This window comes from Pseudomonas libanensis (genome assembly GCF_001439685.1).
GTDB classification, from domain to species: Bacteria; Pseudomonadota; Gammaproteobacteria; order Pseudomonadales; family Pseudomonadaceae; genus Aquipseudomonas; species Aquipseudomonas libanensis.
The window spans coordinates 102949-129297 of sequence record NZ_JYLH01000015.1; the positions used below are offsets into that span (position 1 = coordinate 102949).

A 26349-nucleotide genomic window follows, 5' to 3' on the forward strand; every position below is an offset into this window, starting at 1 on the left:
CCCATCGAGGATAAGGGGGTCCATGCACTGACTACAAAATTTGTCAGGAAGAGACTTATGACTGCGATCCAACCCCAAGTGATTGAGCAAAAGCCTCCATTCTGGAGCCGCCCACGCCTGTTCATAGGCGCCTGTGTGGTGGTGGTTGCTGGTATCGGCGGCGCGCTCTACACCCAGGACAGCGTCAAGTCCGCCGCGACACTGGTGACCACTACCCAGCAGCCAGCGGCACAGATCATGGCCCACAAGGATTACCTGGAAGTAGAACCGATTGCCTCCACAGCGCCAGCACCGGACCAAAGCCTTGAACTGTGGGCAATTCCCAAAGATGGCGCGCCTGTGTCCCTTGGCCTGTTACCGGAGGATGGCAAAGGTATCATTGGCCTGAATCCCCGCCAGCAGGAGACGATCAAACAACCCGTGGAGTTGATGGTAAGTTCTGAAACCAAAGGAGGCTCAGTGAGTAAGCAGCCAACCGGCCCGACCGTATACCAGGGCGCACTGGCCATTCGCTGATCTCCAAAACATCATAAAACTCTTGTGGGAGGGGGCTTGCTCCCGATAGCGGCAGTTCAGTCACAGATTACTGACTAAGCCACCGCTATCGGGAGCAAGCCCCCTCCCACATCTCGTGTGGCGACGTCTGACCCGCTCACTGACCATGCACCGCTCATCGACACCCAAACGCTATAAGTACTTTGATTTTTATATCCAACGAGTTTTATGGACTGTGAGATCTGACAGTTTCGAAGCCTGTTTCGGCTACTTAATATGAGGGCTCCCTAATAAAGTAAAGGAGTACAAGCAATGAAAAAGGCTAATAAAAACTGGCTAGGCAAGTTCAGTGACCCCAAGGCGTGTGTGGGAGGGCTTGTGGCTGTTTTGGCTGTGCTCGGAAGTCTGAACGCTCAGGCAGCCAGTTGCCCTGAACCGCGCGAGCTCGAACATAGAGTCCAAAATACCCCAAATGGCGGCGTTGCTATTTACACCAGCATGGATGGACTTTGGCATGGAGAAAATCCCGGAGATACCACCGACTACAGCGATGAGGTCGGCTTTAAAAATGTCTTTATCAACAGCGACTCCCAATACGTGGCATGCAGTTATGAAGGAAAAGGCCTGTTTTCCGCCGTCCGGCTCTCTCTGAGATGGAATACTGGGCGAGCGATTACTCCCGAGGGGGGTGAATGGACTGACAATACTTGCCACGCGCAAGAAGCGAAGGACTGCCGGTTTAATTGAGCGCAGCAGTGACCTGCAAGTCTTCAAACATTGAGAAATGGGCGAAGCAGCCAACGGACCAGATATAGATGTAATGAAGTAAAAGGGCGATACTGGTCGCCCTTTTACATACATACTCATACCTAAAGATATTGGCAGTTTCCTTGGACCGAACAGCAGGCTGCTAGGTTTTCGCACAAACTGCAACGTCGCCCTTTTTCATCCACCCGTGAGTTACGCCGCACTGAACAACTTATGCGGATCAATCACAAACTTCTTCGGCACACCCGCATCGAACTCGCCATACCCGCGTGGCGCATCATCCAGGCTGATTACCTGCACACCGACGATCTCAGCAATGTTGATACGGTCCCACATGATCGCCTGCATCAGTTGGCGGTTGTACTTCATCACGGGGGTTTGACCGGTGTGGAAGCTGTGGGACTTGGCCCAACCTAAGCCGAAGCGAATGCTCAGGCTGCCCATTTTGGCAGCAGCATCGACAGCACCCGGATCTTCGGTGACGTACAGGCCCGGGATACCGATCTTGCCAGCCACGCGCACCACGCCCATCAGCGAGTTGAGCACGGTGGCCGGGGCTTCGGCCTTGACGCCGTCGTGACCGTGGCCACGTGCTTCAAAGCCCACGCAGTCAACGGCGCAGTCCACTTCCGGCTCGCCGAGCAACGCGGCAATCTGTTCGTGCAGAGGGGTGTCGGTGGACAGGTCGACAATTTCAAAACCCTGGGCCTTGGCGTGGGCCAGGCGGATCGAGTTGACGTCGCCGATGATCACCACCGCCGCGCCCAGCAGGCGTGCCGATGCCGCCGCCGCCAGGCCGACCGGGCCGGCGCCCGCGATGTACACGGTGCTGCCAGGGCCAACGCCGGCCGTGACGGCGCCGTGATAGCCGGTGGGCAGGATGTCGGAGAGGCAGGTCAGGTCGCGGATTTTCTCCATGGCCTTATCGCGGTCCGGCAGTTTCAGCAGGTTGAAGTCGGCATACGGCACCAGCACGTATTCGGCCTGGCCGCCGGTCCAGTCGCCCATGTCCACGTAGCCGTAGGCACCACCGGCACGGGCCGGGTTGACGGTCAGGCAGACACCAGTGTGTTGTTCTTTGCACGAACGGCAGCGGCCGCACGCCACGTTGAAGGGCACGGAGACCAGGTCGCCGATTTTCAGGTTTTCGACGTCGCTGCCCTTCTCGATCACTTCGCCAGTGATCTCGTGACCGAGTACCAGGCCGGTCTGGGCAGTGGTGCGGCCGCGCACCATGTGTTGGTCGGAGCCGCAGATGTTGGTGGAGACCACGCGCAGGATGACGCCGTGCTCAATTTTCCTGCCACGGGGGTCCTGCATTTTGGGATAGTCGATTTTCTGTACTTCGACCTTGCCGTTGCCGAGATACACGACACCACGATTACCAGACATGCTTTCACCTCGCTGTTGTTTTTATGGAACTGCGTTGCCGCTTGGGTGGGCAGCGCGTTGAGTGCTCGGATTACAGATGCTGTTTCCTGTGTTGCTTGTAAGGGCCCCTTCGGGAGCAAGCCCCCTCCCACATTTGATCGGGTTCCAACCTTGAAATGCTGTCGAATGTGGGAGCGGGCTTGCTCGCGAAAGCGTCAGTCAGAGCACCACCGTCCGATTGGCGTTCAAGAACACTCGCCGCTCAATGTGATACCCCACCGCCCGCGCCAATGTGAGCCCTTCGATATCCCGCCCCTTGGCAATCAAGTCCTCGGGATAGTGGCTATGGTCCACCACCTCCACCCCCTGGGCGATGATCGGGCCTTCGTCCAAATCGTTGTTGATGTAGTGCGCCGTCGCGCCCACCAGCTTCACGCCCTTGTTGTACGCCTGGTGATAGGGCTTGGCGCCCTTGAAACCCGGCAGCAACGAGTGATGGATATTGATGGCCTTGCCATCCAGCTTGCGGCACAGTTCCGGCGACAGCACCTGCATGTAGCGCGCAAGGATGACCAACTCGGCGCCGGTGTCTTCCACCACCTTCCACACCTGACGCTCCTGGGACGGTTTGTCGTTGGGGTCCAGCGGAAAATAGTAGTAGGGAATCTGGTGCCAGTCGGCCAACGGCTTGAGATCGGGATGGTTGGAGACCACCGCAACCACGTCCATCGACAGCTGGCCGATGCGCTGGCGATAGAGCAGGTCATTGAGGCAGTGATCGGCCTTGGAGACCATGATCACCACTTTCGGCCGGTAGTTCGGCGCGGTCAGCTCGAAGATCATGCCAAACGCTTCGCCACGGGTCGCCAGACCTGCGCGAAAGGCTTGCTCGTCGAAACCGTCGGGCTGGCGGAATTCCACACGAATGAAAAACCGGCCCGAGAGGCGATCATCGAACGAGTGGTGCTCGGTGACGTAGCAGCCCTGCTCGAACAGATAGCGGGTGACCGCGTCCACCGTGCCGAGCACGCTGGGGCAGTCGGCGGTCAAAATCCATGTATCGGGTGCGCGGCTCATGGGCGATTCCTCAGGCTTGAACGCTCAAACCGAATTCGGCCGAGGCATCCTGCAACCACAACCACCAGTAATCTGAGAAGCTGCGGCGGATCAGCAGCTCCCAGGTGTCTTCAGCGATGTGGCGGATCACCAGTTGCGACTTGGCGAACACCGTGCCCACCGCCTTGCCCACCGGGAAATTATTGGGGTGTACGTCGTAGCTGGTGGACTTCATCAGCACATCGCGCACATTCGGGCCGCTCAGCTCAAGGATCTGCTGGCCGCCGCTGACGTTGACGATCTGGATATGCAGGTCGCCCAGGGCAGCGCGTAGATTTTGTTCGGCGGCAAACTCTTCACCGCTCGGCACGATCAACAGCCACTCATCCGGGCCGAGCCACTGAAGGCTGGTTTCACCTTTGAAGACCACACTCAGGGGGCCGGGCAGTTCAATGCCGACGGCCTTGTGTACGCCAGCGGCGAAGGCAGCATCATGGCCATCGCCGCGCAGGGTCAGGTGGCCGAGGAGTTTCTTTTCGCGCACGGTCACGCCGGCGTTCTTGCGACCCTTGCCAACCAGGCTGGCGAGGTCGGCATGGTGCAGCGACGACTCGGCCTTGGCGCCGGTGGTGGGGCGTTGTTGGTAAACATTGGCTGCTGTCATAAAGCACCTGTCTGAATTCTGTGGTGACTGTTCTGGCCTCATCGCGGGCAAGCCCCCTCCCACATTTGGAATGCATTTCCCTGTGGGAGCTGGCTTGCCTGCGATGCGGGCGACTCGGTCGATCAGATGTTCTGCCGATCGCCTTTAGGGTCAAAGAACACCGATGAAACAATCTCTGCCTCGATCACGCTGCCATCCGCTTGCGGTGAGAACACCCGCTCGCCGATGCGTTTCAAGCCGCCCTTCACCACACCCATGGCGAACGAATAACCCAGGGAGTTGTGCGCATAGCTTGAAGTGACGTGACCGACCATCTTCATCGGGATCGTCTGCTTCGGATCGAACACCAACTGAGCGCCTTCCGGCAGCCACACGTTCGGATCAATCGGCTTCAAGCCCACCAGTTGCTTGCGCTCTTCACGCACGCAGTCTTCGCGGTTCATGCCACGCCAGCCGATCCACGAGAACGGTTTGGTGCGGCCCACGCACCAGCCCATGTTCAGGTCGTCCGGGGTCATCGAGCCGTCGGTGTCCTGCCCAACGATGATGAACCCTTTCTCGGCCCGCAGTACGTGCATGGTCTCGGTGCCGTACGGGGTCAGGTTGTACTTCTTGCCGGCCTCGACGATCTGTTCCAGCACGCCCATGGCGTAGTCGGCCTGCACGTTGACTTCGTACGACAGCTCACCGGTAAAGGAGATCCGGAATACCCGCGCCGGTACGCCGCCGACCAGGCCTTCCTTCCAGGTCATGAACGGGAAGCCGTCCTTGTCCAGGTCGATGTCAGTCACTTCACTCAGCAGCTTGCGGCTGTTGGGGCCGGACAGGGTCATGGTCGCCCAGTGGTCGGTGACCGAGGTGAAGTACACCTTGAGGTCCGGCCATTCGGTCTGTTGGTAGATTTCCAGCCACTGCAGCACGCGGGCGGCGCCGCCGGTGGTGGTGGTCATCAGGAAGTGGTTGTCGGCCAGGCAGGCAGTGACGCCGTCGTCGAAGACCATGCCGTCTTCCTTGCACATCAGGCCATAGCGCGCCTTGCCCACGTCGAGCTTGGTCCAGGCGTTGCTGTAGATGCGGTTGAGGAACTCGCGCGCATCCGGGCCCTGAATATCGATCTTGCCGAGGGTGGAGGCATCCAGCAGGCCGACGCTGTCGCGCACCGCCAGGCATTCGCGTTTCACCGCGGCATGCAGGTCTTCACCGTTGCGCGGGAAATACCAGGGGCGTTTCCACTGGCCGACGTCTTCAAATTCGGCGCCATTCTTCACGTGCCAGGCGTGCAAGGCGGTGTAGCGCACCGGTTCGAAGATATGCCCACAGTGACGCCCCGCTATCGCACCGAAGGTCACTGGCGTGTAGTTGGGACGGAACATGGTGGTGCCCATCTGCGGGATGGTCACGTTCAGCGAGCGCGCCGCGATAGCCAGGCCGTTGACGTTACCCAGCTTGCCCTGGTCGGTGCCGAAGCCCAGCGCGGTGTAGCGCTTGACGTGTTCCACCGACTCGAAACCTTCGCGGGTGGCCAGTTCGATGGCAGCAGCAGTGACGTCATTTTGCAGGTCGACAAATTGCTTTGGCGCTCGTGCGGTAGCTTTCTCGTGGGGCACCTGGAACAGCGCAAGGGTGGGTTCCTCCAGACGGCTCAAGGCTTTTGGCAGCGTACCTTCCACCGGCGCAAAACCGGCTTCGCTGGCGGCGCGCACGCCGCCTTCAAAACCATCGGCCAGGGAATCACCAAGCCCATAGACGCCGTTGATGCCGCCGACGCATACGCGTTTCTGTGGTGCTTCACCCGGTACGAAACCGAGGATGTCTTCGCGCCAGGTCGGCTTGCCGCCCAGATGCGAGGCCAAGTGAACCACCGGACTGTAGCCGCCGGAACTGGCCACCAGGTCGCAGTCCAGCCATTCGCCGGGGCTGGTGACTTTATGCGCTTTGACATCGATGGCGGCGACGCGCACACCGGTCACATGCTTGCTGCCACGGGCTTCGATCACGGCGCTGCCGGTAAGGATGCGAATGCCTTTGGCGCGGGCCTCTTCGACCAGGGCGCCGCGGGGGTTGTGGCGTGCATCGGCCACGGCCACGACTTGCAGACCGGCATCGAACCAGTCCAGTGCTACGCGGTAGGCGTGGTCGTTGTTGGTCGACAGCACCAGCTTTTTACCCGGTGCCACGCCGTAGCGACGCACGTAGGTAGAAACCGCCCCAGCGAGCATATTGCCCGGCACGTCGTTGTTGCCGTACACCAGTGGACGCTCGCACGCCCCCGTCGCCAGCACCACGCGCTTGGCACGTACGCGGTGGATACGCTGGCGCACCACACCAATCGGCGCACGGTCACCGAGATGATCGGTAAGGCGCTCGTGGATAGTCAGGAAGTTATGGTCGTGGTAACCGTTGACGGTGGCGCGGGGCAGCAGCACCACGTCCGGCAGGGCTTTGAGTTCAGCGATCACGCTGGCAACCCATTCGGTGGCCGGCTTGCCGTCGAGACTTTCGCGGGAATCGAGCAAAGACCCGCCGAACTCTTCCTGCTCATCGGCGATGATCACCCGCGCCCCGCTGCGGGCGGCAGCCAGTGCAGCGGCGAGGCCAGCAGGGCCTGCGCCGACGATCAGCACGTCGCAGTGACGGTTGAAGTTGTCGTAGGTGTCCGGATCATTCTCGGTCGGCGAGCGGCCAAGACCGGCGGCCTTACGGATGTACTTCTCGTAGGTCATCCAGAACGACTGCGGGTACATGAAGGTTTTGTAGTAGAAACCCGGCGGCATCAGCTTGCCGCCGACCTTGCCGAGAATCCCCATCATGTCGTTGTTGACGCTCGGCCAGCCGTTGGTGCTGGTGGCGACCAAACCCTGGTACAGCGCCTGCTGGGTAGCACGGACGTTGGGAATCTGGGTGGCTTCGGTGGCGCCGATCTGCAGCACTGCGTTCGGCTCTTCGGCGCCGGCAGCGAAAATGCCCCGTGGGCGCGAATACTTGAAGCTGCGACCGATGATGTCGACGCCGTTGGCCAGCAACGCGGCGGCCAGGGTATCGCCTTCAAAGCCTTTGTAAGTCTGGCCGTTGAAACTGAAAGTCAGGACTTTATTGCGGTCGATGCGGCCACCGTTGGACAGGCGATTGATCTGGCTCATACCTTCTCTCCAGAAGCCTTGGCGGTGAACTGGGGTTTTTCGCCAATCTTGTAGGTTTCAAGAATTTCGTAGGTGACGGTGTCGCGGGTGGCGTTGAAATACTGGCGGCAACCGGCGACATGGATCCACAGCTCGTGATGCAGGCCACGGGGGTTGTCGCGGAAGAACATGTAGTCGCCCCACTCTTCATCGGTGCAGGCATTCGGGTCCAGCGGGCGCGGGATATGCGCTTGGCCGGACGCGTGGAATTCCTCTTCGGAGCGCAGTTCGCCACAGTGAGGACAGAAGATATGCAACATAGGAAATTTCTCCTGTTAGTGGGCGACGGCCGCAGCGCCGTGTTCGTCGATCAGCGCACCGTTGTGGAAACGGTCGATGGAAAAGGGGGCGGCCAGCGGGTGCATTTCACCCTTGGCCAGGCTGGCGGCAAACACGTTGCCTGAACCCGGGGTGGCCTTGAAGCCACCGGTGCCCCAACCGCAGTTGAAGAACATGTTCGGTACCGGGGTCTTGGAGATGATCGGGCAGGCGTCCGGCGTGGTGTCGACGATGCCGCCCCACTGGCGGTTCATGCGCACCCGCGACAGCACCGGGAACATCTCGACGATGGCCTGGATGGTGTGTTCGATCACCGGGTACGAGCCGCGTTGGCCGTAGCCGTTGTAGCCGTCGATACCGGCACCGATCACCAGGTCGCCCTTGTCGGACTGGCTGATATAACCGTGCACGGCGTTGGACATGATCACGCTATCGATAATCGGCTTGATCGGCTCCGACACCAGGGCTTGCAACGGGTGTGATTCGATCGGCAGGCGGAACCCGGCAAGCGAGGCCATGTGCCCTGAGTTGCCGGCGGTGACCACACCGACGCGCTTGGCGCCGATAAAACCCTTGTTGGTTTCCACACCGATGCACACACCGTTTTCCTTGCGGAAACCAATCACTTCGGTCTGCTGGATCAAGTCCACGCCCAAGGCATCGGCGGCACGGGCAAAGCCCCAGGCCACGGCATCGTGACGGGCTACGCCACCGCGACGCTGCACGGTTGCACCCAGGACTGGGTAGCGGGTATTTTTCGAGCAGTCCAGGTACGGAATCTCATCCGCCACCTGCTTGGCATTCAGCAGCTCGCCGTCCACGCCGTTGAGGCGGTTGGCGCTGACGCGACGTTCGGAATCACGAATGTCCTGCAGGGTATGGCACAGGTTGTAGACGCCGCGCTGGGAGAACATGACGTTGTAGTTCAGGTCCTGGGACAAGCCTTCCCAGAGCTTCATCGCATGTTCGTACAGGTGCGCCGACTCGTCCCACAGGTAGTTGGACCGCACGATGGTGGTGTTGCGCGCAGTGTTACCACCACCGAGCCAACCCTTCTCGACCACGGCCACGTTGGTGATGCCGTGCTCCTTGGCCAAGTAGTACGCGGTCGCCAGACCATGCCCGCCGCCGCCGACGATGACCACGTCGTAGACTTTTTTCGGCGTCGGCGTGCGCCACATTTTCTGCCAGTTTTCGTGATGGCTGAGGGAGTGCTTGAAGAGGCCGAAGCCTGAGTAGCGTTGCATAGTCATTACTCCAAAACCGCGCTCAGCGATAAACCGGGAAATCAGCGCACAGGGCAGACACGTGCTTGGCCACGTTGGCCTCGACATCGGCGTCACCGAGGTTGTCGAGGATGTCGCAGATCCAGCCGGCCAACTCGATGCATTGCGGCACTTTGAAACCACGGGTGGTTACCGCCGGGGTGCCGATACGCAGGCCCGAGGTCACGAACGGTGACTGCGGGTCGTTCGGCACCGCGTTCTTGTTGACGGTGATATGGGCGCGACCGAGGGCGGCGTCCGCCTCTTTGCCGGTGAGGCCCTGGCGGATCAGGCTGACCAGGAACAGGTGATTGTCGGTACCACCGGAGACTACGTCATACCCGCGCTTGATGAACACGCCGGCCATGGCCTGGGCATTGTCGATCACTTGTTGCTGGTAAGCCTTGAAACCGGGTTCCTGGGCTTCCTTGAAACACACCGCCTTGCCGGCGATCACGTGCATCAGCGGGCCACCCTGGGCACCGGGGAAGACCGCGGCGTTGAGTTTCTTTTCGATCTCTTCGTTGGCCTTGGCCAGGATCAGGCCGCCACGCGGACCGCGCAGGGTCTTGTGGGTGGTGGTGGTGACCACATCGGCGTAGGGCAGCGGGTTCGGGTACAGGCCGACAGCGACCAGGCCGGCGACGTGAGCCATATCGACGAACAGCAGCGCACCGACCTTGTCGGCGATGGCACGGAAACGTGGGAAATCCAGGGTCTTGGAGTAGGCAGAGAACCCGGCCACCACCATCTTCGGCTTGTGCTCCACCGCCAGGCGCTCGACTTCATCGTAGTCGATCAGGCCGGTGTCGGTGTTGATGCCGTACTGCACCGCGTTGTACAGCTTGCCCGAGGACGACACCTTGGCGCCGTGGGTCAGGTGACCACCGTGGGCCAGGCTCATGCCGAGGATGGTGTCACCGGCGTTCAGCAGCGCCAGGTACACCGCACTGTTGGCCGAGGAGCCTGAGTGCGGCTGCACGTTGGCGTAATCGGCACCGAACAGCTGCTTGGCGCGTTCAATGGCCAGGGCCTCGACCTTGTCCACATGTTCGCAGCCGCCGTAGTAGCGCTTGCCCGGGTAGCCTTCGGCGTATTTGTTGGTCAGGCCGCTGCCCTGGGCTTGCATGACGCGCTTGCTGGTGTAGTTCTCCGACGCGATCAGCTCGATATGGTCTTCCTGACGCTGCTCCTCGGCACTCATCGCCGCCAACAGTGCGTCGTCATATCCCTGGATCTGGTCTTGTTTGCTGAACATCGCGTCTCTCCCAGCCTTTCGTATTGTTGAGGCCCGTGCAGGGCCCTTTGATGCGATGGTAGGGCTGGCGCGTGCGGGCCAAATGCCTGCGCACGCCACGCAAAGGTGCGTTTACGACATGGACTGAAGAATGTGCAAAGCTTGTGTGGGAGCTGGCTTGCCTGCGATGGCATCGCTGCGGTGCAACTGACAGACCGAGGTGTCTGCATCGCAGGCAAGCCAGCTCCCACAGGGGTTAGACGATGAGCTTGCGAACGAGTAGCAACAGAAGAAAATGCATGGGATACAGGGCATAGGCCCAGCGCCGCATGGCAGGTGGCTTGGCGTTTTTGCCATGTCGCAATAAGACCAATCCTGCCAGCGGGGCAATCAGACATGCAGCCAACCCCAGCAGCGCCACGAGCGTGCCGCTATTGAGCAGAATCTGCCATTGATTGGCGGCGACACACACAAGCCCCGGCAACAGGCTGAAATACCAAGCCCGAGTGAACACCAGCAGCATTACCAAGGGCAATAACACACCGAAAAAACCAAACATCAAATGTGTCGCAAACACCGCCGCGATACTGAGTGCTATCAGCGCTAATACTCGATCAAAAAGCGCCTTCTGTTGCCATCCTCGGGCAACCAGCAAACCTAACGCCAAGGTCGGCAGTACATTCAACGTATCGGCATCCTCGATAAATAGCCGATACGGCGCCTCGCTGATCACGCTGAACAGCAGCAACCAACCCAGGTAGCGCCAATGGCCCGTCACTGGGGCGTAACGAACACGATGCAAATTAGCCGCAATCGCCAGGCAAAACCACGGAAACGCCAGACGCCCCGGCACGTATAGCCCATCCAGGCTCAGCCCCACATAGCGCAGGTGATCGAGCACCATACTCAGCAGCGCCAGCCACTTGAGCAGATCCAAAGCGCCATCTCGGACAGGTCCGACAGGCAAGGTGTGAGTACCGTGCATAATTCCCCAACGACTTTGCATTTACAGTGCGTGCGCCCTCCTCACAATCTTGGTTAAAGTGCGCACCAACATCGACCACAGGAATGGGCCATGACCGACAAGAGCCAACAATTCGCCAGTGACAACTATTCCGGCATCTGCCCGGAAGCCTGGGCCGCCATGGAACAAGCCAACCACGGCCATCAACGCGCCTACGGCGATGATGAATGGACCCACCGTGCCGCTGACGGTTTCCGCAATCTGTTCGAGACCGACTGCGAGGTATTCTTCGCCTTCAACGGTACGGCAGCCAACTCCCTGGCGCTGTCCTCTTTGTGCCAGAGCTACCATAGCGTGATTTGCTCGGAAACCGCCCACGTCGAAACCGACGAATGCGGCGCGCCGGAGTTTTTCTCCAACGGTTCCAAGCTGCTCACCGCCCGCACCGAAAACGGCAAGCTGACCCCGGAATCGATCCGCGAGATCGCCCTCAAGCGCCAGGACATCCACTACCCCAAGCCGCGCGTGGTGACCCTGACCCAGGCCACCGAAGTCGGCAGCGTCTACACCCCCGAAGAAATCCGCGCCATCAGCGCCACCTGCAAGGAATTGGGCCTGAACCTGCACATGGACGGCGCGCGCTTCTCCAATGCCTGTGCGTTCCTCGGTTGCTCACCGGCTGACCTGACCTGGAAAGCCGGTGTGGACGTGCTGTGCTTTGGCGGTACCAAGAACGGCATGGCAGTAGGTGAAGCCATCCTGTTCTTCAACCACAAGCTGGCTGAAGACTTCGATTACCGCTGCAAGCAGGCTGGCCAGCTGGCGTCGAAAATGCGCTTTCTGTCGGCGCCATGGGTGGGCCTGCTGGAAAACGATGCCTGGCTCAAGCATGCGCGCCATGCCAATCACTGTGCGCAACTGCTGAGCAGCCTGGTATCAGACATTCCCGGTGTGGAACTGATGTTCCCGGTACAAGCCAATGGCGTGTTCCTGCAGCTGTCGGAACCGGCCATTGCGGCGTTGACGGCCAAGGGCTGGCGCTTCTACACCTTCATCGGCAAAGGTGGCGCGCGGTTCATGTGCGCGTGGGATACCGAAGAAGAGCGTGTAAGAGAATTGGCTGCGGATATTCGGACAGTAATGGGCGCGTAAAACGTGATGGATAGTGGCGCAGCGCCGAGACTGTTTTTTGATATTTCTGACAGCGGCGCACCTGGATTTCATTGACTAGCCTCTTGTTACCCGCAAGGAAAAAGCCGCTGCAGAGGCCGCCCTGCGGGAACAACTGCCTGCCGAACAATCGGCCGGAAACGGAAATCCAGCAGAGAGCCAAACCATGGAATATCAAAGCAACAGCAACACTCTTCAGAGCGATGGCACTATCAGCACCACGGTGATTGATTGGGATGAGTTCAGGAAGTACGCCAAAGTCGGGGATACCATTCGCGAACCCTCGAAGACGCTGAGGATCTACGACAAAGTGTATGAATTGACAGCATCAGGTCAGCACTTCGTGGTTCATATCTACGCTCAATAATCATTAACCCTGATCGTTCCCATGCTCCGCGTCACTAGTGACGCGGAGCATGGGAACGAGCAAGCGGGAACAATCAACTGCCTTAAAACTCGATGCGCACATCCCCCTTCGGCACACTGCAGCACGACAGGATATAGCCCTCGGCTTCGTCTTCCTCGGTGATCCCGCCGTTGTGCTCCATCTCCACCTCGCCGCCCAGCTTCATCACCTTGCATGTCCCGCAGATGCCCATGCCACAGGCCTTGGGGATCAGCAGGCCGAGCTTGGCGGCCGCCGCGTGTACCGTTTCCCCTGGCGCCACGCGAATGCTCTTGCCGGAGGCAATGAACTCCACCTGATGCAGGTCCGCCAGGTCGATCTCCGGCGCATCCGCCGCTTGTTCGGCCTGCTCCACTGCATCGGCCCGCGCTTCCGGCGGCGTCGCGCCAAAGGACTCTTCGTGATAGCGCGCCATATCGAAACCAGCGGCTTCGAGCAGGCGCTTCACCGCGCTCATGTAGGGCGTCGGGCCGCAGCAAAACACTTCGCGCTCGAGGAAATCCGGCACCATCAGTTCCAGCATCTTGTGGTTCAGGTAACCACGGTACCCGGCCCAAGGCTCTCCCAGACCATGCTTTTCGCAGATCAGGTGCAGGCTGAAGTTGTCGATCCGCGACGCCATGTGCTCCAGCTCGCGGTGGTAAATGATGTCCTTGGGCGAACGGGCGCTGTGAACAAAGGTCATGTCGACATTCGCATTGGTGTCGTAGAACCAACGGGCCATGGACATGACTGGGGTGATACCGACGCCGCCGCTGAGATACAGCACTTTCGGGCTGGGAAAGTCGATGGCATTGAACAGCCCCACCGGGCCGTGCACCGCCAGCTCCTGCCCTTCATGCAGCGTGTCGTGCAGCCAGTTGGAGACCTTGCCGCCCGGTACGCGCTTGATGGTCACCGAAAAGCTGTAGGGCACCGAGGGCGAACTGGAAATCGTGTACGAACGCATGATCGGCTGGCCTTCGATTTCCAGCTCCAGGGTGACGAATTGCCCGGGCTTGAAAAAGAACAGGATCGGCTGGTCAGCCATGAAGCAGAAGGTGCGCACGTCCCAGGTTTCCTGGATGACTTTGACGCAACGGACGATGTGTCGACCATTGGCCCAGGTCTGGGTGGTTACCGGATTCAGGAAATTGCTAGACATGTTGTTCTCCACTGCCGACGTCGGCCTTATGGTGGCGATTCTGCGTAACGCCGGGGCCACCCATTTACCTATCTGCGACATTCACATACTTACGGCGACCAGCCCCCAACTACCGGGGGTTGCGCGTCGGGATCAGATTGCGCCATGTCGCCCATGGATAAGGTTCGACGCAACGCCGGGCCCACACTCGCTCCCAACAAAGACGCTTTCTTTACGCCTTGCAACGCAACAACCGTAGCCACTTATCCCGGCCACACAGAATGGCCACGAGGACACATACGATGGACGTCACCGCAACCTTAAGCTTGGGCGATCCGCTGGAACCCGCACGCAAGGCCACCGCGCAAATGCTGCACGAGCGCGAGCGCACCTTTTCACTGCCGCAGCCGTTCTACTCTGACGAGCGGCTGTTTGATATCGACATGCAGGAGATCTTCCAGAAAGAGTGGTTGATCGCCGGTATGACCTGCGAAATCCCCACCAAGGGCAACTACCTGACCCTGCAAGTGGGCAAGAACCCGATCATCGTGATCCGTGGCGCCGACGGTGTGGTGCATGCGTTCCACAACGTCTGCCGCCACCGTGGCTCGCGCTTGTGCACCAGCGACAAAGGCAAGGTCGCCAAATTGGTATGCCACTACCACCAGTGGACCTACGAGCTGGACGGGCGCCTGCTGTTCGCCGGCACCGAGATGGGCGCTGACTTCGACATGAAGCAGTACGGCCTCAAGCCGGTGAACGTGAAGACTGCCGGCGGCTACATCTTTATCAGCCTGGCCGAGAACCCGCCGGCCATCGATGACTTCCTGTCTACGCTCAGCCATTACATGGAGCCCTACGACATGGAGAACACCAAGGTGGCGATCCAGACCACCTTGTTCGAAAAGGCCAACTGGAAACTGGTGCTGGAAAACAACCGCGAGTGCTATCACTGCAACGCGTCGCACCCCGAACTGCTCAAAACCCTGCTCGAATGGGATGACGTCACCGACCCGCGCGCCGACCAGGCCTTCAAGGACCACGTGGCCGCCTCCGCCGCCGCTTGGGATGCCGAGAAGATCCCTTACGCCCACGCCAGTTTCGGCCTGCGCAACCGTATCGTGCGCATGCCGTTGCTCAAGGGCACCGTGTCCATGACCCTCGACGGCAAACAGGGCTGCGCCAAGCTCATGGGCCGTATCAAGAACCCGGACCTGGGTTCGATGCGCATCCTGCACCTGCCCCACTCCTGGAACCACTGTATGGGCGACCACATCATTGTGTTCACCGTTTGGCCGCTCAGCGCCCAGGAAACCATGGTCACTACCAAGTGGATCGTGCACAAGGACGCCGTGGAAGGCGTGGACTACGACGTGGAACGCATGCGCCAGGTGTGGGATGCCACCAACGACCAGGACCGCCGCCTGGCCGAAGAGAACCAGCGCGGCATCAACTCCACCGCCTACCAGCCAGGCCCTTACTCCAAGACCTATGAGTTTGGCGTGGTGAATTTTGTGGATTGGTACAGCGAGCGGATGCTGAGCAACCTGGGTGCCGCTCCAGCGCCGTACCTCAAAGGTGTGGCAGCACACGAATAAAAACGTGGGAGCGGGCTTGCTCGCGAAAGCGGTGTATCAGCTTGCACATGTAGTGTGCTGACACACCGTATTCGCGAGCAAGCCCGCTCCCACACTGACCTCAGAGTGGTTAAAATTCGATCACCCTTCTCGCAGAGCGCTAGCACCCTGCCCTCCAGCCTTTCCCCAACAACTTATCCACAAAGCCACCCACAGCAATTGTGGACAAGCCGCCCTGCGGCTTAAATTAAATCAAGAAAATCCGTGACTTATTTGAAAGCAAGATATCCATCCTTACCTGATCATTTATTGATCAGATCCGTGCAGACCTTGATTTATATGGCCTACAGCATTGAGCGAACACCTTATCCACAGATGCACCAACAGACTATGGGGGCAACTTTATCCAGCCTGTGGAAAAGCGCTCAAAAGCTTAATAAATAGGGCTTTCCAGGGTTTCAGGGCAGAAAAAAACCGAAACTGCTCAATTTTCGATCAACTTTATGAAAGCCTTTGTTTACAAGGCTTAGAGAAGATAGCGAACATCTTATCCACAGATGAGCCAACAGACTTTGGGGGCAAGTCAGGGCTGCCATTCGGAAAAACCGCTGGAAAAACCGCAGGTTAGGCTGGCTACTTTTCGTACAGAGGGCCGCGAGGCTTGATACATAGGGGCTGTGGACAACCGCGAACAGGTTATCCACAGGCGCATCAACAGCGATTGTGGGTAAACCGCAGCACTCCTGTGGAGGGGCTTGCTCCCACAGAGGATCAGCGTACGACACCCTCTTCAATCAGCAACTTGAGAATCGCCTCTGCGCCCGCTTCTGGGCTCACGCCCTTGAGCACCTGCCCGCCGCCTCCACTGGCCTTGGCCGTCGCCGCCTTCATACGGTCGGCGCCACTCTTGGCCTTGATCACCTTGAGCCGCTTGGGTCGCGGCTTGGCCGGGTGCAGTTGCGCTCCTGTGAATAACTCATCCTGCTCGATCTCGACTTCGTGGGCCGCCAGCTCCCCGCGTTGAGCCGGGCCATAGGCGCTTTGGCGGGGCTTAGGCGCGGCGTTATCCACCGTCGCGAGAAACGGCAGGCGCACCTTCAGGCGCCGCCGCTGGCCACGGGGCAACGCTTGCAGTACATGGGCTACGCCAGCCTCGATGGATTCCACTTGGGCCAACCCCACAATCAGCGGCCAGCCCAATTGTTCGGCCAACAGATACGGCAGCATCCCTGAGCCTTCGCCGGTTTCGGCCTGGCTGCCGGTAAGTACCACTTGGGCACCGGCGTCGCGCAGATACTCACTGAGTACCGGCAAGGCATCGGAGCCTGGCGGTTGCTCCAGTACCTGCAGTTGCGCCAGGCCCATGCCCAGATAGCTGCGCAAGGTCGGCTCGGCGATGTTGCCAGCGTGCAGCACTTGCAACTTATCTCCGGCCAACTGCAGGCCCAGCTCGACGGCGCGCGCGTCCTGCTCGGCACGCCGTGGTCGCCCGGAGGTAGGGTGGGCGCCGATGGACACCAGGCTGATTACATTGCTCGTCATGGTCATATCCTTAAGCTGCATCACGCTTGGCGCCGTTGCGGTAGGCCTCGACCGCCTCGATCAAGGCTTGCAGAATCGCGGCGCTCTCGCCGATTACCGACAGGTCGGCACGCTTGATCATGTCGCACCCCGGGTCGAGGTTGATTGCCACCACCTTGTCGCAGGCACCGATGCCTTGCAGGTGCTGGATCGCCCCGGAGATGCCCACGGCCACATACACCCTTGCCGTGACCCAGGTGCCGCTGGCACCCACCTGCCGATCACGCGCCATGAAGCCATCGTCCACCGCTACCCGCGAGGCGCCTTCGGTGGCGCCCAGTGCCGCGGCGGTCTGGTGGAACAGCGCCCAGTCCTTCACGCCGTTGCCACCGGAGAAAATGAACTCGGCCTCGGCCATCGGAATCGCCGCCGGGTCCACCGCTACCGCGCCGAGATCTTCGATGCGTGGCAGGCTGCGCGCCAGGCTTGTGGATAACTCCACGGGCAACACTTCATGGCGTGTATCACTGACCGGATCGGCACATTCGGCAGCAGCCAGAATCAGGCGTGGCAGTGGTCGGGCCAAGTCTTCCTGACCTGCGCCGGCACGGCCGATGCAGGTCTGCTCCTTGATTTGCCACACCCGCGTGGCTGGGCGCTCCTTGAGGCTGGCGGCGAAGCGCCGGCCCAACTCGCCACCGCCACTGCGGCTATCCGGCAGCAACCAGTGACGCGGGTTGAACTGGTTATCCACAGCACGCAGACCTTGCACACGTTGCTCGGGTGAATAACCGTCGAATTCATGGCCCTCCAGCACCAGCAGGCGGTCGACACCGGCGGTGGAAAACCCGGCTTCCTTGTGTTCGCCGAACACCACCGCCAGCACTGCGCCGTCGCTGCCGGCCAGTTGCCGCGCCAGGCCGAGCAAGTCACGGTCGTGGCTGCTCAGGCGGCCACCGACCATGTCCGGCACTACGTTGATGTAGAACGCCGGCGCAGGCACCTGATGCAGCGGCAATTGCACTTCTACGGCTGCCGTGCGCTTGGCTGCGCCGCCCTGCTGGGCGCCGCTGCGGTCGATACGCTTGATGCCGTTGGGGCCGATAAAACCGACGCCATGCACATTCTTGCGGATGATCCCGTTAGGGCCCATCCAACTGTGTTGTACCGGCTGCATGGCCGTATGCAGCGGGTGCAGGCGGTTACGGGCGATCCATTCGGCCCGTGGGTCGCGGCGGATAATGTCGCTCATCAGTGCACCTCCGCAGGTTCACGTTTGATCGGGGTCTTGACCGGTGCCGGGTCCTCAAGCAAAGCGTCGGCCACCAGCTCCGCGATGTCTTTGATCAATGGGCGTGGTTCGACCACGCCCTCAAGCATCGCCGTGCATTGCGGGCAACCTACAGCCACCAGCTCGGCACCAGTTTCGCGGATGTCATCCATGCGCATATCCGGGATACGTTGCTTGCCGGGAATATCGGTGATCGGCGCGCCGCCACCGCCACCACAGCAGCGCGAACGGAAGCCCGAACGTTGCATTTCCTTGACCTCGATGCCGAGCGCCCGCAGCACTTGGCGCGGCGCCTCGTATTCGCCGTTGTAGCGGCCCAGGTAACAAGGGTCGTGGTAGGTCACGCTATTGCCCTTGTGCTGGCCCAGGTTCAGCGCGCCATCGCCGATCAGCTCGGCCATGAAGGTGCTGTGATGCTGCACGCGGTAGTTGCCGTTGAAGGCGCCGTATTCGTTTTTCAGCACATGGAAGCTGTGCGGATCGCAGGTGACGATGCGCTTGAAGCTGTACTTGGCCAGGGTCTGGATATTGCGCGTGGCCAGCAGCTGGAATGTCGCTTCATCGCCGAGGCGCCGCGCCACATCACCGCTGTCGCGTTCTTCCAGGCCGAGTACCGCGAAGTCGACCTTGGCGGCTTTCAGCACTTTGACGAATGCGCGCAGGGTACGTTGGTTGCGCATGTCGAAGGCACCGTCACCGACCCAGAACAGCACCTCGCAGCTACCGTTGTCGCTGAGCAGCGGCAGGTTCAAGTCCGCGGCCCAGTTCAGGCGGCCGCCAGGTGCGAAGCCGCCTGGGTTATCGGTGGCGATCAGGTTTTCCAGGACTTCGGCGCCCTTGTTCGGCGTGGCGCCTTTTTCCAGGGTCAGGTGACGGCGCATGTCGACGATGGCATCCACGTGCTCGATCATCATCGGGCACTCCTCCACGCAGGCACGGCAGGTGGTGCACGACCACAACGTCTCGGCGTCCACCAGGCCGTTGACGATCGGTTGATGAGGATTGCCGCCATGCTCGCCTACGGGTTTGCCCGGATACGGGCTGCCGGCGAACTTGGCATCGGTGCCGCCGGCCAGGCCGACCACCATGTCCTGGATGAGTTTTTTCGGGTTCAGCGGCTGGCCGGCAGCAAACGCCGGGCACGCCGCCTCGCATTTGCCGCACTGTACGCAGGCGTCGAAACCAAGCAGTTGGTTCCAGGTGAAATCCTTGGGTTTTTCCACACCCAGCGGCGCGGTTTTATCGCTCAGGTCCAACGGTTTCAAACCGGTGGAGCGGCCACCGCCAAAGCGCTCGGCGCGACGGTGCCAGGCCAGGTGCAGGGCACCGGCGAAGGCGTGCTTCATTGGCCCGCCCCAGGTCATGCCGAAGAACATTTCGGACACGCCCCACAACACGCCCACGCTCAATAGCGCAGCGAGCAGCCAACCGCCGAAGTCCGCCGGCAGGATCCCGGCCACCGGCAAGGTCACCAGGAAGAAGCTCACCGAAAAAGCCATCAGGCTTTTCGGCAGACGCATCCACGGGCCTTTGGACAGGCGGGCAGGCGGATTGCGACGGCGCAGGTACATGAAGATCGCGCCGACAAACATCAATGTCGACGCCAGCAGCAGCGCATAACCAAGAATGCGGCTCTGCAGGCCGAAACCGTGCACCACAATCGCCAGCAGCGCCGACAGCACGAAGCCCAGCGCCGTCGCTACGTGGGTGTTGGCGATGTATTTGTCACGGGCGACCACGTGGTGCAGGTCGACCATGTAGCGCTTGGGCATGGCCAAAAGGCCGCCCAACAGGTCGACTTTGGACGAGCGGCCACGGCGCCACATGTTCACGCGGCGCAGTGCGCCAAGGACGGCAAGGCCCAGGGCGGCAAACAAAAGAATAGGCAGCAAGGTGTTCAACATGGTGAAGCTCCCACAGACCACTCAGGTCTACTGTGAAACTGGCCTTGAATGTGGGAGGGGGCTTGCCCCCGATAGCGGTGGTTCAGCTACAGCCTTATCAACTGACACTCCGCCATCGGGGGCAAGCCCCCTCCCACATTTGAACCGAGTCCACGTTTTGGTTCGGTGTCGGCTTAGAAATCCTTGCACAAGCGCAGGGCGTCATAGATGGCGGCATGGGTATTGCGCTGGGCCACACAGTCACCAATGCGGAACAGCAAGTACCCCTCGCCCGCCTCGCTCAAGCACGGCTGCGGCTTGATCGCAAACAACGCTTCAACGTCGATCTGACCCTTGTTGCGCGAACCTTCCTTGAGCCCGTAGTAAATGGCCTCGTCCGGACGTACGCCGTTCTCCACCACCACCTGGTCGACCACCCGCTCCTCTTTGGCGCCGGTGTATTCGTTCTCCAGCACAGCCACCAGCTTGTCGCCCTCGCGATAGACCTTTTCCAGCATCATGTCGCCGGTCATGATCACTTCCTTGGGGTACATGCTGCGGTAGTAAGTCGGGAACGACGTACCGCCAATCGCCACGCCGGGCTTGATGTCATCGGTGACGATTTCCACCTGGCAGCCTTTGTCGGCCAGGAAGTCGGCCACCGACATGCCGGTGAATTCACAGATGGTGTCGTACACCAGCACGTTCTTGCCTGGCGCGACTTTGCCGTCGAGTACATCCCAACTGCTCACCACCAAACCTTCGGCGGCGCCCCAGTGCTCGTTCTGTTCGATGAACGGATGCCCGCCGACAGCCAGCACTACCACATCCGGACGCAGGTCCAGGATGGTCTCGGCATCCGCCGCCACGCCCAGGCGCAGGTCGACTTTCAAACGTGCCAGCTCCAGTTGGTACCAGCGCGTAATGCCGGCGATCTGGTCGCGTTGCGGGGCTTTCGAGGCAGTGGTGATCTGCCCGCCAATAAATTCTTTCTTCTCGAGCAGGGTCACGTCGTGGCCACGTTCGGCGGCGACGCGCGCAGCTTCCATACCGGCCGGGCCGGCACCGACCACCACGACTTTGCGTTTGGGTCCGGTGGATTTTTCGATGATGTGCGGCACGCCCATGTACTCACGGGAGGTCGCGGCGTTCTGGATGCACAGTACATCCAGGCCCTGATACTGGCGGTCAATGCAATAGTTGGCGCCGACGCACTGCTTGATCTGGTCGATCTGGCCCATCTTGATCTTGGCGATCAGGTGCGGGTCGGCGATGTGCGCACGGGTCATGCCGACCATGTCCACATAGCCGCCTTCCAGAATACGTGTGGCCTGGTTCGGGTCCTTGATGTTCTGCGCGTGCAGCACCGGAACCTTGACCACTTCCTTGATACCGGCCGCCAAGTGCAGGAATGGCTCCGGTGGATAACTCATGTTGGGGATCACGTTGGCCAAGGTGTTGTGGGTGTCGCAACCCGAGCCCACTACGCCGATGAAATCGAGCATGCCAGTGTCGTCGTAATACTTGGCGATCTGCTTCATGTCCTCGTGGGACAGGCCGTCCGGGTGGAACTCGTCACCGCACAGGCGCATGCCCACGCAGAAGTCATCACCCACTTCGGCACGCACAGCTTTGAGCACTTCGAGGCCGAACTTCATACGGCCTTCGAAAGAACCGCCCCATTCGTCCGTACGCTTGTTGACCCGCGGGCTCCAGAATTGGTCGATCATGTGCTGGTGCACCGCAGACAATTCCACACCGTCCAGGCCACCGGCCTTGGCACGCCGCGCAGCCTGGGCGTAGTTGCCGATCACGCGCCAGATTTCTTCCGGTTCGATGGTCTTGCAGGTGGCACGGTGCACCGGCTCACGTACGCCGGATGGCGACATCAGGGTCGGCCAGTTGAAGCCGTCCCAACGCGAGCGACGGCCCATGTGGGTAATCTGGATCATGATCTTGGCGCCATGCTTGTGCATGGCGTCGGCCAGGTTCTGAAAGTGCGGAATGATGCGGTCGGTGGACAGGTTCACCGAGCTCCACCACTCCTGGGGGCTGTCGATGGCCACCACCGAGGAACCGCCGCAGATCGCCAGGCCGATACCGCCCTTGGCTTTCTCTTCGTAGTACTTCACATAGCGGTCGGTGGTCATGCCGCCGTCGGTGGCATACACCTCGGCGTGGGCGGTACTGAGCACGCGATTGCGGATGGTCAGTTTGCCGATCTGGATCGGCGCGAACATTGCTTCGAAAGCCATGGCAGGGTTCCTCGACTTACAACGGCTTGACGGTGAACAGCCCGTCGTCATGGCCCTCTTCGGACCCTCCATAGACTTGTTCGGCCACGGTGCGGATGTTGCTGCCGCGCGCTTGCAGAATCTGGTCCATGGCACCGGCAAACCAGCCGGTGAACATGTAGTCGACTTTGCGCCCGACCTTGCCGTACACGTAGACAAACGCCGAGTGCTCCAGCTTGACGCTGGCGGTGCCTTTATCCAGATCGATGTCCTGGATCTTGAACAGGCCCCAGCCGCGCTGCGACAGGCGCTTCATGTAGTGCTCGAACACCGCGACACCTTCCAGGCCGTGGCATTCGGCTTCCTTTTCACACCAGTGCCAGGCAGATTTGTAGCCGGCCTTATAAAGGATTTCGGCATAGGCGTCGGCACCCAGTACTTCTTCGATACCCATGTGGTTATTGACGAAGAAATGCCGCGGCACGTACAGCATTGGCAGGGCGTCAGAGGTCCAGACACCGGTTTCGCTGTCGACTTCGATAGGCAATTGCGGGGCGATCTTGGCCATGGAAACTAAACTCCAGAAAATTTGTTTTGATGCCCCCGGCGTCGGATGGCCGGGGGAAAAGAAGTGTCAGCGGTGGCTTATTCGCCCCAGACGTCCTTGAGCACGTTGACCCAGTTCTCGCCCATGATCTTGCGCACGACACGCTCGGGGTGGCCGCGCTTGAGCAGGGTTTCGGTGAGGTTGGGGAACTCGCCCACGGTGCGGATGCCCAGCGGATTGATGATCTTGCCAAAGCTGGTCAGGCGGCGCGCATAGCCCTTGTCATGGGTCAGCATTTCAAAGAAATCCTGGCCATGGCCCTGGGTGAAGTCGGTGCCGATGCCGATAGCGTCTTCGCCGACGATATTCATGGTGTATTCGATGGCTTCGGCGTAGTCGTCGATGGTCGAGTCGATACCCTTGGCCAGGAACGGCGCGAACATGGTCACGCCGACAAAACCGCCGTGGTCGGCGATGAACTTGAGCTCTTCATCGGATTTGTTGCGCGGATGCTCCTTGAGGCCCGACGGCAGGCAGTGGGAGTAACACACCGGCTTTTTCGATTCGAGAATCACCTCTTCGGAGGTTTTCGATCCGACGTGTGACAGGTCGCACATGATGCCCACGCGGTTCATCTCGCCGACGATTTCGCGACCGAAACCTGACAGGCCGCCATCGCGCTCGTAGCAACCGGTGCCCACCAGGTTCTGGGTGTTGTAGCACATCTGCACCACCCCTACGCCGAGCTGCTTGAAGATCTCCACGTAGCCGAGCTGGTCTTCAAACGCATGGGCATTCTGGAAGCCGAAGATGATGCCGGTCTTGCCTTGTTCCTTGGCGCGGCGGATGTCAGCGGTGGTTTTTACCGGGATCACCAGGTCGCTGTTCTCACGGATCAGGGTCTGGCTGGCAACAATGTTATTGATCGTGGCCTGGAACCCCTCCCACACCGACACGGTGCAGTTGGCGGCGGTCAGGCCACCCTTGCGCATATCCTCGAACAGGTCGCGATTCCACTTGGCAATGATCAGCCCGTCGATAACGATGCTGTCGGCGTGCAATTCGGCTGGGCTCATCAGGCGTCCCCTTATTGGCGATTCATGCGCCGAATCGTGTGCCGGCGCTTTGGGGCCAGCATATGCCCAGGGATCGACGGAGCCGGGTGCAAAAACGACAGGGGAATTGCCGAAAGCGTCAATCCGCGACAAAGGCTATGTAGACATGCCTGCTGGGCGGCTGTTCTTTGTCTGACGCTTGAGCCAGAATTGCGCATCACCTGATATGAGACGGCGCAATGAAATCGATTTTCCTGGCTTTGGCACTCATCGCAACCACCGCCCACGCAGCCGAAGACACCGACAGCACACCGTGCGACGGCATCGAAAACGACAAACAGACCCTGGCCTGCGCCGCCTACAACAAAACCACCGCCGAACAACTGCTCAAGGATAACTACCAGGGGCTGTTAGAGCGCATGGGCTCGATCTATGGCAGCGACAAGACCAAGCTGGCCGACATTACCGCTCGTCTGAAGGACGCCCAGCAGAAGTGGGAAAAACTGCGTGACGCCGATTGCGCGGTGGACACCTTCCCGGCGGTGAATGGCAGCAAGGAATACGCGATTGCGCAGAATGATTGCCTTGCGCGGATGAGTGATGAACGGTCGGAGTTTTTGGAGTCGATTGGGCAGGATTGATGCCATTCCCGCACTCAATGCGCAAATGGCATTGCCAATGCTCAAGCCATGAAAGGTGACTTGAACGGCCTCTTGGTCAATGGCGTAGCGGGCTCGTAGGTATATCCCAGGGTGCTGATATCCATCACGTCACGGATCCGACGAGTCCAGGGCTTGATCACATCATCGTAATTGTGCCCGGCTGGCCCCCCTTCCATTGGGCAGTAATGAGGCGCCTGGGCGGGTTTATCCAACATCATCTGCGCCTGCCAATCGGCCCAGATCTTGTCGATAAAGCAGTGATGCAGGAAAAACACCGGATCCTCGGGGGACGTCATTGCCAACATGTTTCCACCAATCCACAAATGGACTCGGTTGTGCAACTGCGAGCCGGGGGTGGTGACTTGCGGGTCGCCCTTCTGAGTAATCCAACCTTCCAGTCGGTTTCTGAATCCCCGGTTAAAGGGGCTAGCGTTGTAGTTCGGTTCGTCATACAGGCCTTCATTCATTGCCATCTTCAAGTCGGTAGCCGTCGGTAGCGAGTTGACCAGTGTTGAAAACTGGCGTTTCAAACCTGGCCCAGACAAGCCGTCTTGCGGATACGCGGGCACCGGCCAACCGCCATATCGGTATGCGAAGGGTCCGATTTGTACATTGAACCCGTCGTTAGCAGCACCATTGCCCCCCATCAGGTCGGCGCTCCAAACTGGGGATTTTTCAGGATCTGCTGCGTCCAGCGTCCAATCCCAGTAAGGCAGCGTGATATTTGAGTCGATAGCCTGCAGTTCGGACTCCAATTGCAACAGCATCTCACGGTGCCACGGTAAAAAAGCCGGCCCCAAGTGAGCGCCGTTACGATAGTCGGGATCTTGGGGTTCATAGGGATGAACCGTAGGCTTCATCACGGCGTGGTGCCAATGAACATACCTGTCGTACTGGGTGGCCCCCGCCTCGCCCTCCCTGAGCTTCAGCAGGGCATTAGTAAAAGCCAGCTTCTCCGACGGGCTCAGTGTTCGGATTTCCTTGCGTATATTCATTGCGCAACTCCCTTAGAGGAAAGGCATGGAACCGCAATAGGGTTCTTATGTGGAATGTAGGTGAGGGGCCCAGTGAGTTCTACTGTCAGAACTGACAGTTTCAGCGCTGTCTCCGACGGGTGGTCAACTCCTACTAACAATACCGGGCCTGTTACCATTCACGCCCTCCTCATCCGCCCAAGGCTACGCCATGACTCTCTGCGGCATCGAAATCAAAGGCAGCGAAGCCATCATCGCCCTCGCCGCCCTGGACAACCAGGCACTGACCCATGTCGCCCTGACAACCAAGAAACTCGCTCTCGACGATGACGATGAAGCGGCCAACGTCAAAGCCTTCGCCGCCCAAGTGAAGGCGTTCGTCCAAGGCAACGGCATTACGCGTATTGCCATCAAGAAACGCAGCAAAAAAGGCGAGTTCGCCGGCGGCCCGACGACGTTCAAGATTGAAGGGGTGTTCCAATTACTGGAGGGGGTTGAGGTGACGCTGCTGTCGCCGCAGACCATCAACGCGCAAAACAAGAAGCACACCTTTGATCTGCCGGCGACGCTCAACAAATATCAGCACGAGGCCTATAAGACCGCGTGCTCATGCCTGATGAAGAAATAA

23 protein-coding genes are annotated in these 26349 nt (G+C 60.0%); 7 read left to right on the forward strand and 16 right to left on the reverse strand.

Translation table 11 applies throughout. The features are described 5' to 3' along the window. Positions 1-57 precede the first annotated feature (57 nt). Together TU73_RS21920 and TU73_RS21925 are read left to right on the forward strand one after the other, a co-directional pair. Positions 58-516, forward strand: a complete 459-nt coding sequence (locus TU73_RS21920) for an anti-sigma factor domain-containing protein (protein ID WP_057013969.1) — start codon at positions 58-60, stop codon at positions 514-516. A 291-nt stretch (positions 517-807) separates the two neighbouring features. Then, on the forward strand, positions 808-1242 hold the full coding sequence (locus TU73_RS21925) for a hypothetical protein (protein WP_057013970.1): 435 nt from the start codon (positions 808-810) through the stop codon (positions 1240-1242). 213 nt (positions 1243-1455) lie between these two features. Here the strand turns inward: TU73_RS21925 and fdhA are convergent, their stop codons facing one another. The 8 genes from fdhA to TU73_RS21965 form a co-directional block, all read right to left on the reverse strand. Then, positions 1456-2655, reverse strand: coding sequence for a formaldehyde dehydrogenase, glutathione-independent (gene fdhA / locus TU73_RS21930; protein ID WP_005792122.1), 1200 nt, complete (start codon positions 2653-2655; stop codon positions 1456-1458). A 198-nt stretch (positions 2656-2853) separates the two neighbouring features. Next, the gene (purU, locus tag TU73_RS21935; protein ID WP_057013971.1) at positions 2854-3711 is read right to left on the reverse strand and encodes a formyltetrahydrofolate deformylase; all 858 of its coding nucleotides are present in this window, start codon (positions 3709-3711) and stop codon (positions 2854-2856) included. A 10-nt stretch (positions 3712-3721) separates the two neighbouring features. Then, a complete protein-coding gene (locus TU73_RS21940) occupies positions 3722-4354 on the reverse strand; it encodes a sarcosine oxidase subunit gamma (RefSeq protein WP_057013972.1) in 633 nt (210 codons plus the stop codon). Between the two features lie 122 nt (positions 4355-4476). Next, positions 4477-7494: a sarcosine oxidase subunit alpha gene (locus TU73_RS21945; RefSeq protein ID WP_057013973.1), complete on the reverse strand. Its 3018-nt coding sequence runs from the start codon at positions 7492-7494 to the stop codon at positions 4477-4479. Then, complete coding sequence (locus tag TU73_RS21950; RefSeq protein WP_057013974.1) at positions 7491-7793, reverse strand: sarcosine oxidase subunit delta; 303 nt, start codon at positions 7791-7793, stop codon at positions 7491-7493. The genes TU73_RS21945 and TU73_RS21950 overlap by 4 nt, the downstream gene beginning before the upstream one ends. A 15-nt stretch (positions 7794-7808) precedes the next feature. Next, positions 7809-9059: a sarcosine oxidase subunit beta gene (locus tag TU73_RS21955; protein WP_010207084.1), complete on the reverse strand. Its 1251-nt coding sequence runs from the start codon at positions 9057-9059 to the stop codon at positions 7809-7811. 22 nt (positions 9060-9081) lie between these two features. Then, a complete protein-coding gene (gene glyA, locus TU73_RS21960) occupies positions 9082-10335 on the reverse strand; it encodes a serine hydroxymethyltransferase (RefSeq protein ID WP_057013975.1) in 1254 nt (417 codons plus the stop codon). Positions 10336-10570: 235 nt separating this feature from the next. Then, positions 10571-11299, reverse strand: a complete 729-nt coding sequence (locus TU73_RS21965; RefSeq protein WP_057013976.1) for a TraX family protein — start codon at positions 11297-11299, stop codon at positions 10571-10573. 90 nt (positions 11300-11389) lie between these two features. Between TU73_RS21965 and TU73_RS21970 the strand changes: the two genes are divergently transcribed. Continuing rightward, entirely contained in the window at positions 11390-12430 is a 1041-nt protein-coding gene (locus tag TU73_RS21970) for a threonine aldolase family protein (RefSeq protein WP_046069845.1), read from the forward strand. Positions 12431-12614: 184 nt separating this feature from the next. Beyond that, on the forward strand, positions 12615-12815 hold the full coding sequence (locus TU73_RS21975; protein WP_057013977.1) for a hypothetical protein: 201 nt from the start codon (positions 12615-12617) through the stop codon (positions 12813-12815). 82 nt (positions 12816-12897) lie between these two features. Here the strand turns inward: TU73_RS21975 and gbcB are convergent, their stop codons facing one another. After that, positions 12898-13998, reverse strand: coding sequence for a glycine-betaine demethylase subunit GbcB (gene gbcB, locus TU73_RS21980; RefSeq protein WP_043046144.1), 1101 nt, complete (start codon positions 13996-13998; stop codon positions 12898-12900). A 281-nt stretch (positions 13999-14279) separates the two neighbouring features. Here gbcB and gbcA point away from each other — a divergent pair, with 281 nt between their 5' ends. Then, a complete protein-coding gene (gene gbcA / locus TU73_RS21985) occupies positions 14280-15575 on the forward strand; it encodes a glycine-betaine demethylase subunit GbcA (RefSeq protein WP_057013978.1) in 1296 nt (431 codons plus the stop codon). A gap of 750 nt (positions 15576-16325) precedes the next feature. On the opposite strand, the gene etfB is transcribed toward gbcA, so the two are convergent. From etfB to TU73_RS22015, 6 genes are all read right to left on the reverse strand, one after another. Continuing rightward, positions 16326-17096, reverse strand: coding sequence for an electron transfer flavoprotein subunit beta (gene etfB / locus TU73_RS21990; protein WP_057013979.1), 771 nt, complete (start codon positions 17094-17096; stop codon positions 16326-16328). Between the two features lie 10 nt (positions 17097-17106). Then, complete coding sequence (gene etfA, locus TU73_RS21995; RefSeq protein WP_057013980.1) at positions 17107-18327, reverse strand: electron transfer flavoprotein subunit alpha; 1221 nt, start codon at positions 18325-18327, stop codon at positions 17107-17109. Then, complete coding sequence (gene dgcB, locus TU73_RS22000; protein ID WP_057013981.1) at positions 18327-20270, reverse strand: dimethylglycine demethylation protein DgcB; 1944 nt, start codon at positions 20268-20270, stop codon at positions 18327-18329. Before dgcB ends, etfA begins: the two co-directional genes overlap by 1 nt. Before the next feature lie 173 nt (positions 20271-20443). Beyond that, a complete protein-coding gene (gene dgcA, locus TU73_RS22005; protein WP_057013982.1) occupies positions 20444-22504 on the reverse strand; it encodes a dimethylglycine demethylation protein DgcA in 2061 nt (686 codons plus the stop codon). A 16-nt stretch (positions 22505-22520) separates the two neighbouring features. Then, positions 22521-23051, reverse strand: coding sequence for a DUF5943 domain-containing protein (locus TU73_RS22010; protein ID WP_003194877.1), 531 nt, complete (start codon positions 23049-23051; stop codon positions 22521-22523). A gap of 77 nt (positions 23052-23128) precedes the next feature. Beyond that, the gene (locus tag TU73_RS22015) at positions 23129-24106 is read right to left on the reverse strand and encodes a dipeptidase (protein WP_017531059.1); all 978 of its coding nucleotides are present in this window, start codon (positions 24104-24106) and stop codon (positions 23129-23131) included. Positions 24107-24324: 218 nt separating this feature from the next. On the opposite strand from TU73_RS22015, the gene TU73_RS22020 reads away from it, so the two are divergent. After that, entirely contained in the window at positions 24325-24726 is a 402-nt protein-coding gene (locus TU73_RS22020) for a lysozyme inhibitor LprI family protein (protein WP_057013983.1), read from the forward strand. Between the two features lie 41 nt (positions 24727-24767). Here TU73_RS22020 and TU73_RS22025 read toward each other — a convergent pair whose 3' ends face one another. Beyond that, entirely contained in the window at positions 24768-25742 is a 975-nt protein-coding gene (locus TU73_RS22025) for a tyrosinase family protein (protein ID WP_057013984.1), read from the reverse strand. Positions 25743-25932: 190 nt separating this feature from the next. On the opposite strand from TU73_RS22025, the gene TU73_RS22030 reads away from it, so the two are divergent. Next, positions 25933-26349, forward strand: a complete 417-nt coding sequence (locus TU73_RS22030; RefSeq protein ID WP_057013985.1) for a DUF3010 family protein — start codon at positions 25933-25935, stop codon at positions 26347-26349.

Excerpts from the sequence above, each read along its gene's own strand:
- TU73_RS21920 (WP_057013969.1), top strand. The coding sequence starts at position 58 with ATGACTGCGATCCAACCCCAAGTGATTGAGCAAAAGCCTCCATTCTGG.
- TU73_RS21925 (WP_057013970.1), top strand. The coding sequence starts at position 808 with ATGAAAAAGGCTAATAAAAACTGGCTAGGCAAGTTCAGTGACCCCAAG.
- fdhA (WP_005792122.1), bottom strand. The coding sequence starts at position 2,655 with ATGTCTGGTAATCGTGGTGTCGTGTATCTCGGCAACGGCAAGGTCGAA.
- purU (WP_057013971.1), bottom strand. The coding sequence starts at position 3,711 with ATGAGCCGCGCACCCGATACATGGATTTTGACCGCCGACTGCCCCAGC.
- TU73_RS21940 (WP_057013972.1), bottom strand. The coding sequence starts at position 4,354 with ATGACAGCAGCCAATGTTTACCAACAACGCCCCACCACCGGCGCCAAG.
- TU73_RS21945 (WP_057013973.1), bottom strand. The coding sequence starts at position 7,494 with ATGAGCCAGATCAATCGCCTGTCCAACGGTGGCCGCATCGACCGCAAT.
- TU73_RS21950 (WP_057013974.1), bottom strand. The coding sequence starts at position 7,793 with ATGTTGCATATCTTCTGTCCTCACTGTGGCGAACTGCGCTCCGAAGAG.
- TU73_RS21955 (WP_010207084.1), bottom strand. The coding sequence starts at position 9,059 with ATGCAACGCTACTCAGGCTTCGGCCTCTTCAAGCACTCCCTCAGCCAT.
- glyA (WP_057013975.1), bottom strand. The coding sequence starts at position 10,335 with ATGTTCAGCAAACAAGACCAGATCCAGGGATATGACGACGCACTGTTG.
- TU73_RS21965 (WP_057013976.1), bottom strand. The coding sequence starts at position 11,299 with ATGCACGGTACTCACACCTTGCCTGTCGGACCTGTCCGAGATGGCGCT.
- TU73_RS21970 (WP_046069845.1), top strand. The coding sequence starts at position 11,390 with ATGACCGACAAGAGCCAACAATTCGCCAGTGACAACTATTCCGGCATC.
- TU73_RS21975 (WP_057013977.1), top strand. The coding sequence starts at position 12,615 with ATGGAATATCAAAGCAACAGCAACACTCTTCAGAGCGATGGCACTATC.
- gbcB (WP_043046144.1), bottom strand. The coding sequence starts at position 13,998 with ATGTCTAGCAATTTCCTGAATCCGGTAACCACCCAGACCTGGGCCAAT.
- gbcA (WP_057013978.1), top strand. The coding sequence starts at position 14,280 with ATGGACGTCACCGCAACCTTAAGCTTGGGCGATCCGCTGGAACCCGCA.
- etfB (WP_057013979.1), bottom strand. The coding sequence starts at position 17,096 with ATGACGAGCAATGTAATCAGCCTGGTGTCCATCGGCGCCCACCCTACC.
- etfA (WP_057013980.1), bottom strand. The coding sequence starts at position 18,327 with ATGAGCGACATTATCCGCCGCGACCCACGGGCCGAATGGATCGCCCGT.
- dgcB (WP_057013981.1), bottom strand. The coding sequence starts at position 20,270 with ATGTTGAACACCTTGCTGCCTATTCTTTTGTTTGCCGCCCTGGGCCTT.
- dgcA (WP_057013982.1), bottom strand. The coding sequence starts at position 22,504 with ATGGCTTTCGAAGCAATGTTCGCGCCGATCCAGATCGGCAAACTGACC.
- TU73_RS22010 (WP_003194877.1), bottom strand. The coding sequence starts at position 23,051 with ATGGCCAAGATCGCCCCGCAATTGCCTATCGAAGTCGACAGCGAAACC.
- TU73_RS22015 (WP_017531059.1), bottom strand. The coding sequence starts at position 24,106 with ATGAGCCCAGCCGAATTGCACGCCGACAGCATCGTTATCGACGGGCTG.
- TU73_RS22020 (WP_057013983.1), top strand. The coding sequence starts at position 24,325 with ATGAAATCGATTTTCCTGGCTTTGGCACTCATCGCAACCACCGCCCAC.
- TU73_RS22025 (WP_057013984.1), bottom strand. The coding sequence starts at position 25,742 with ATGAATATACGCAAGGAAATCCGAACACTGAGCCCGTCGGAGAAGCTG.
- TU73_RS22030 (WP_057013985.1), top strand. The coding sequence starts at position 25,933 with ATGACTCTCTGCGGCATCGAAATCAAAGGCAGCGAAGCCATCATCGCC.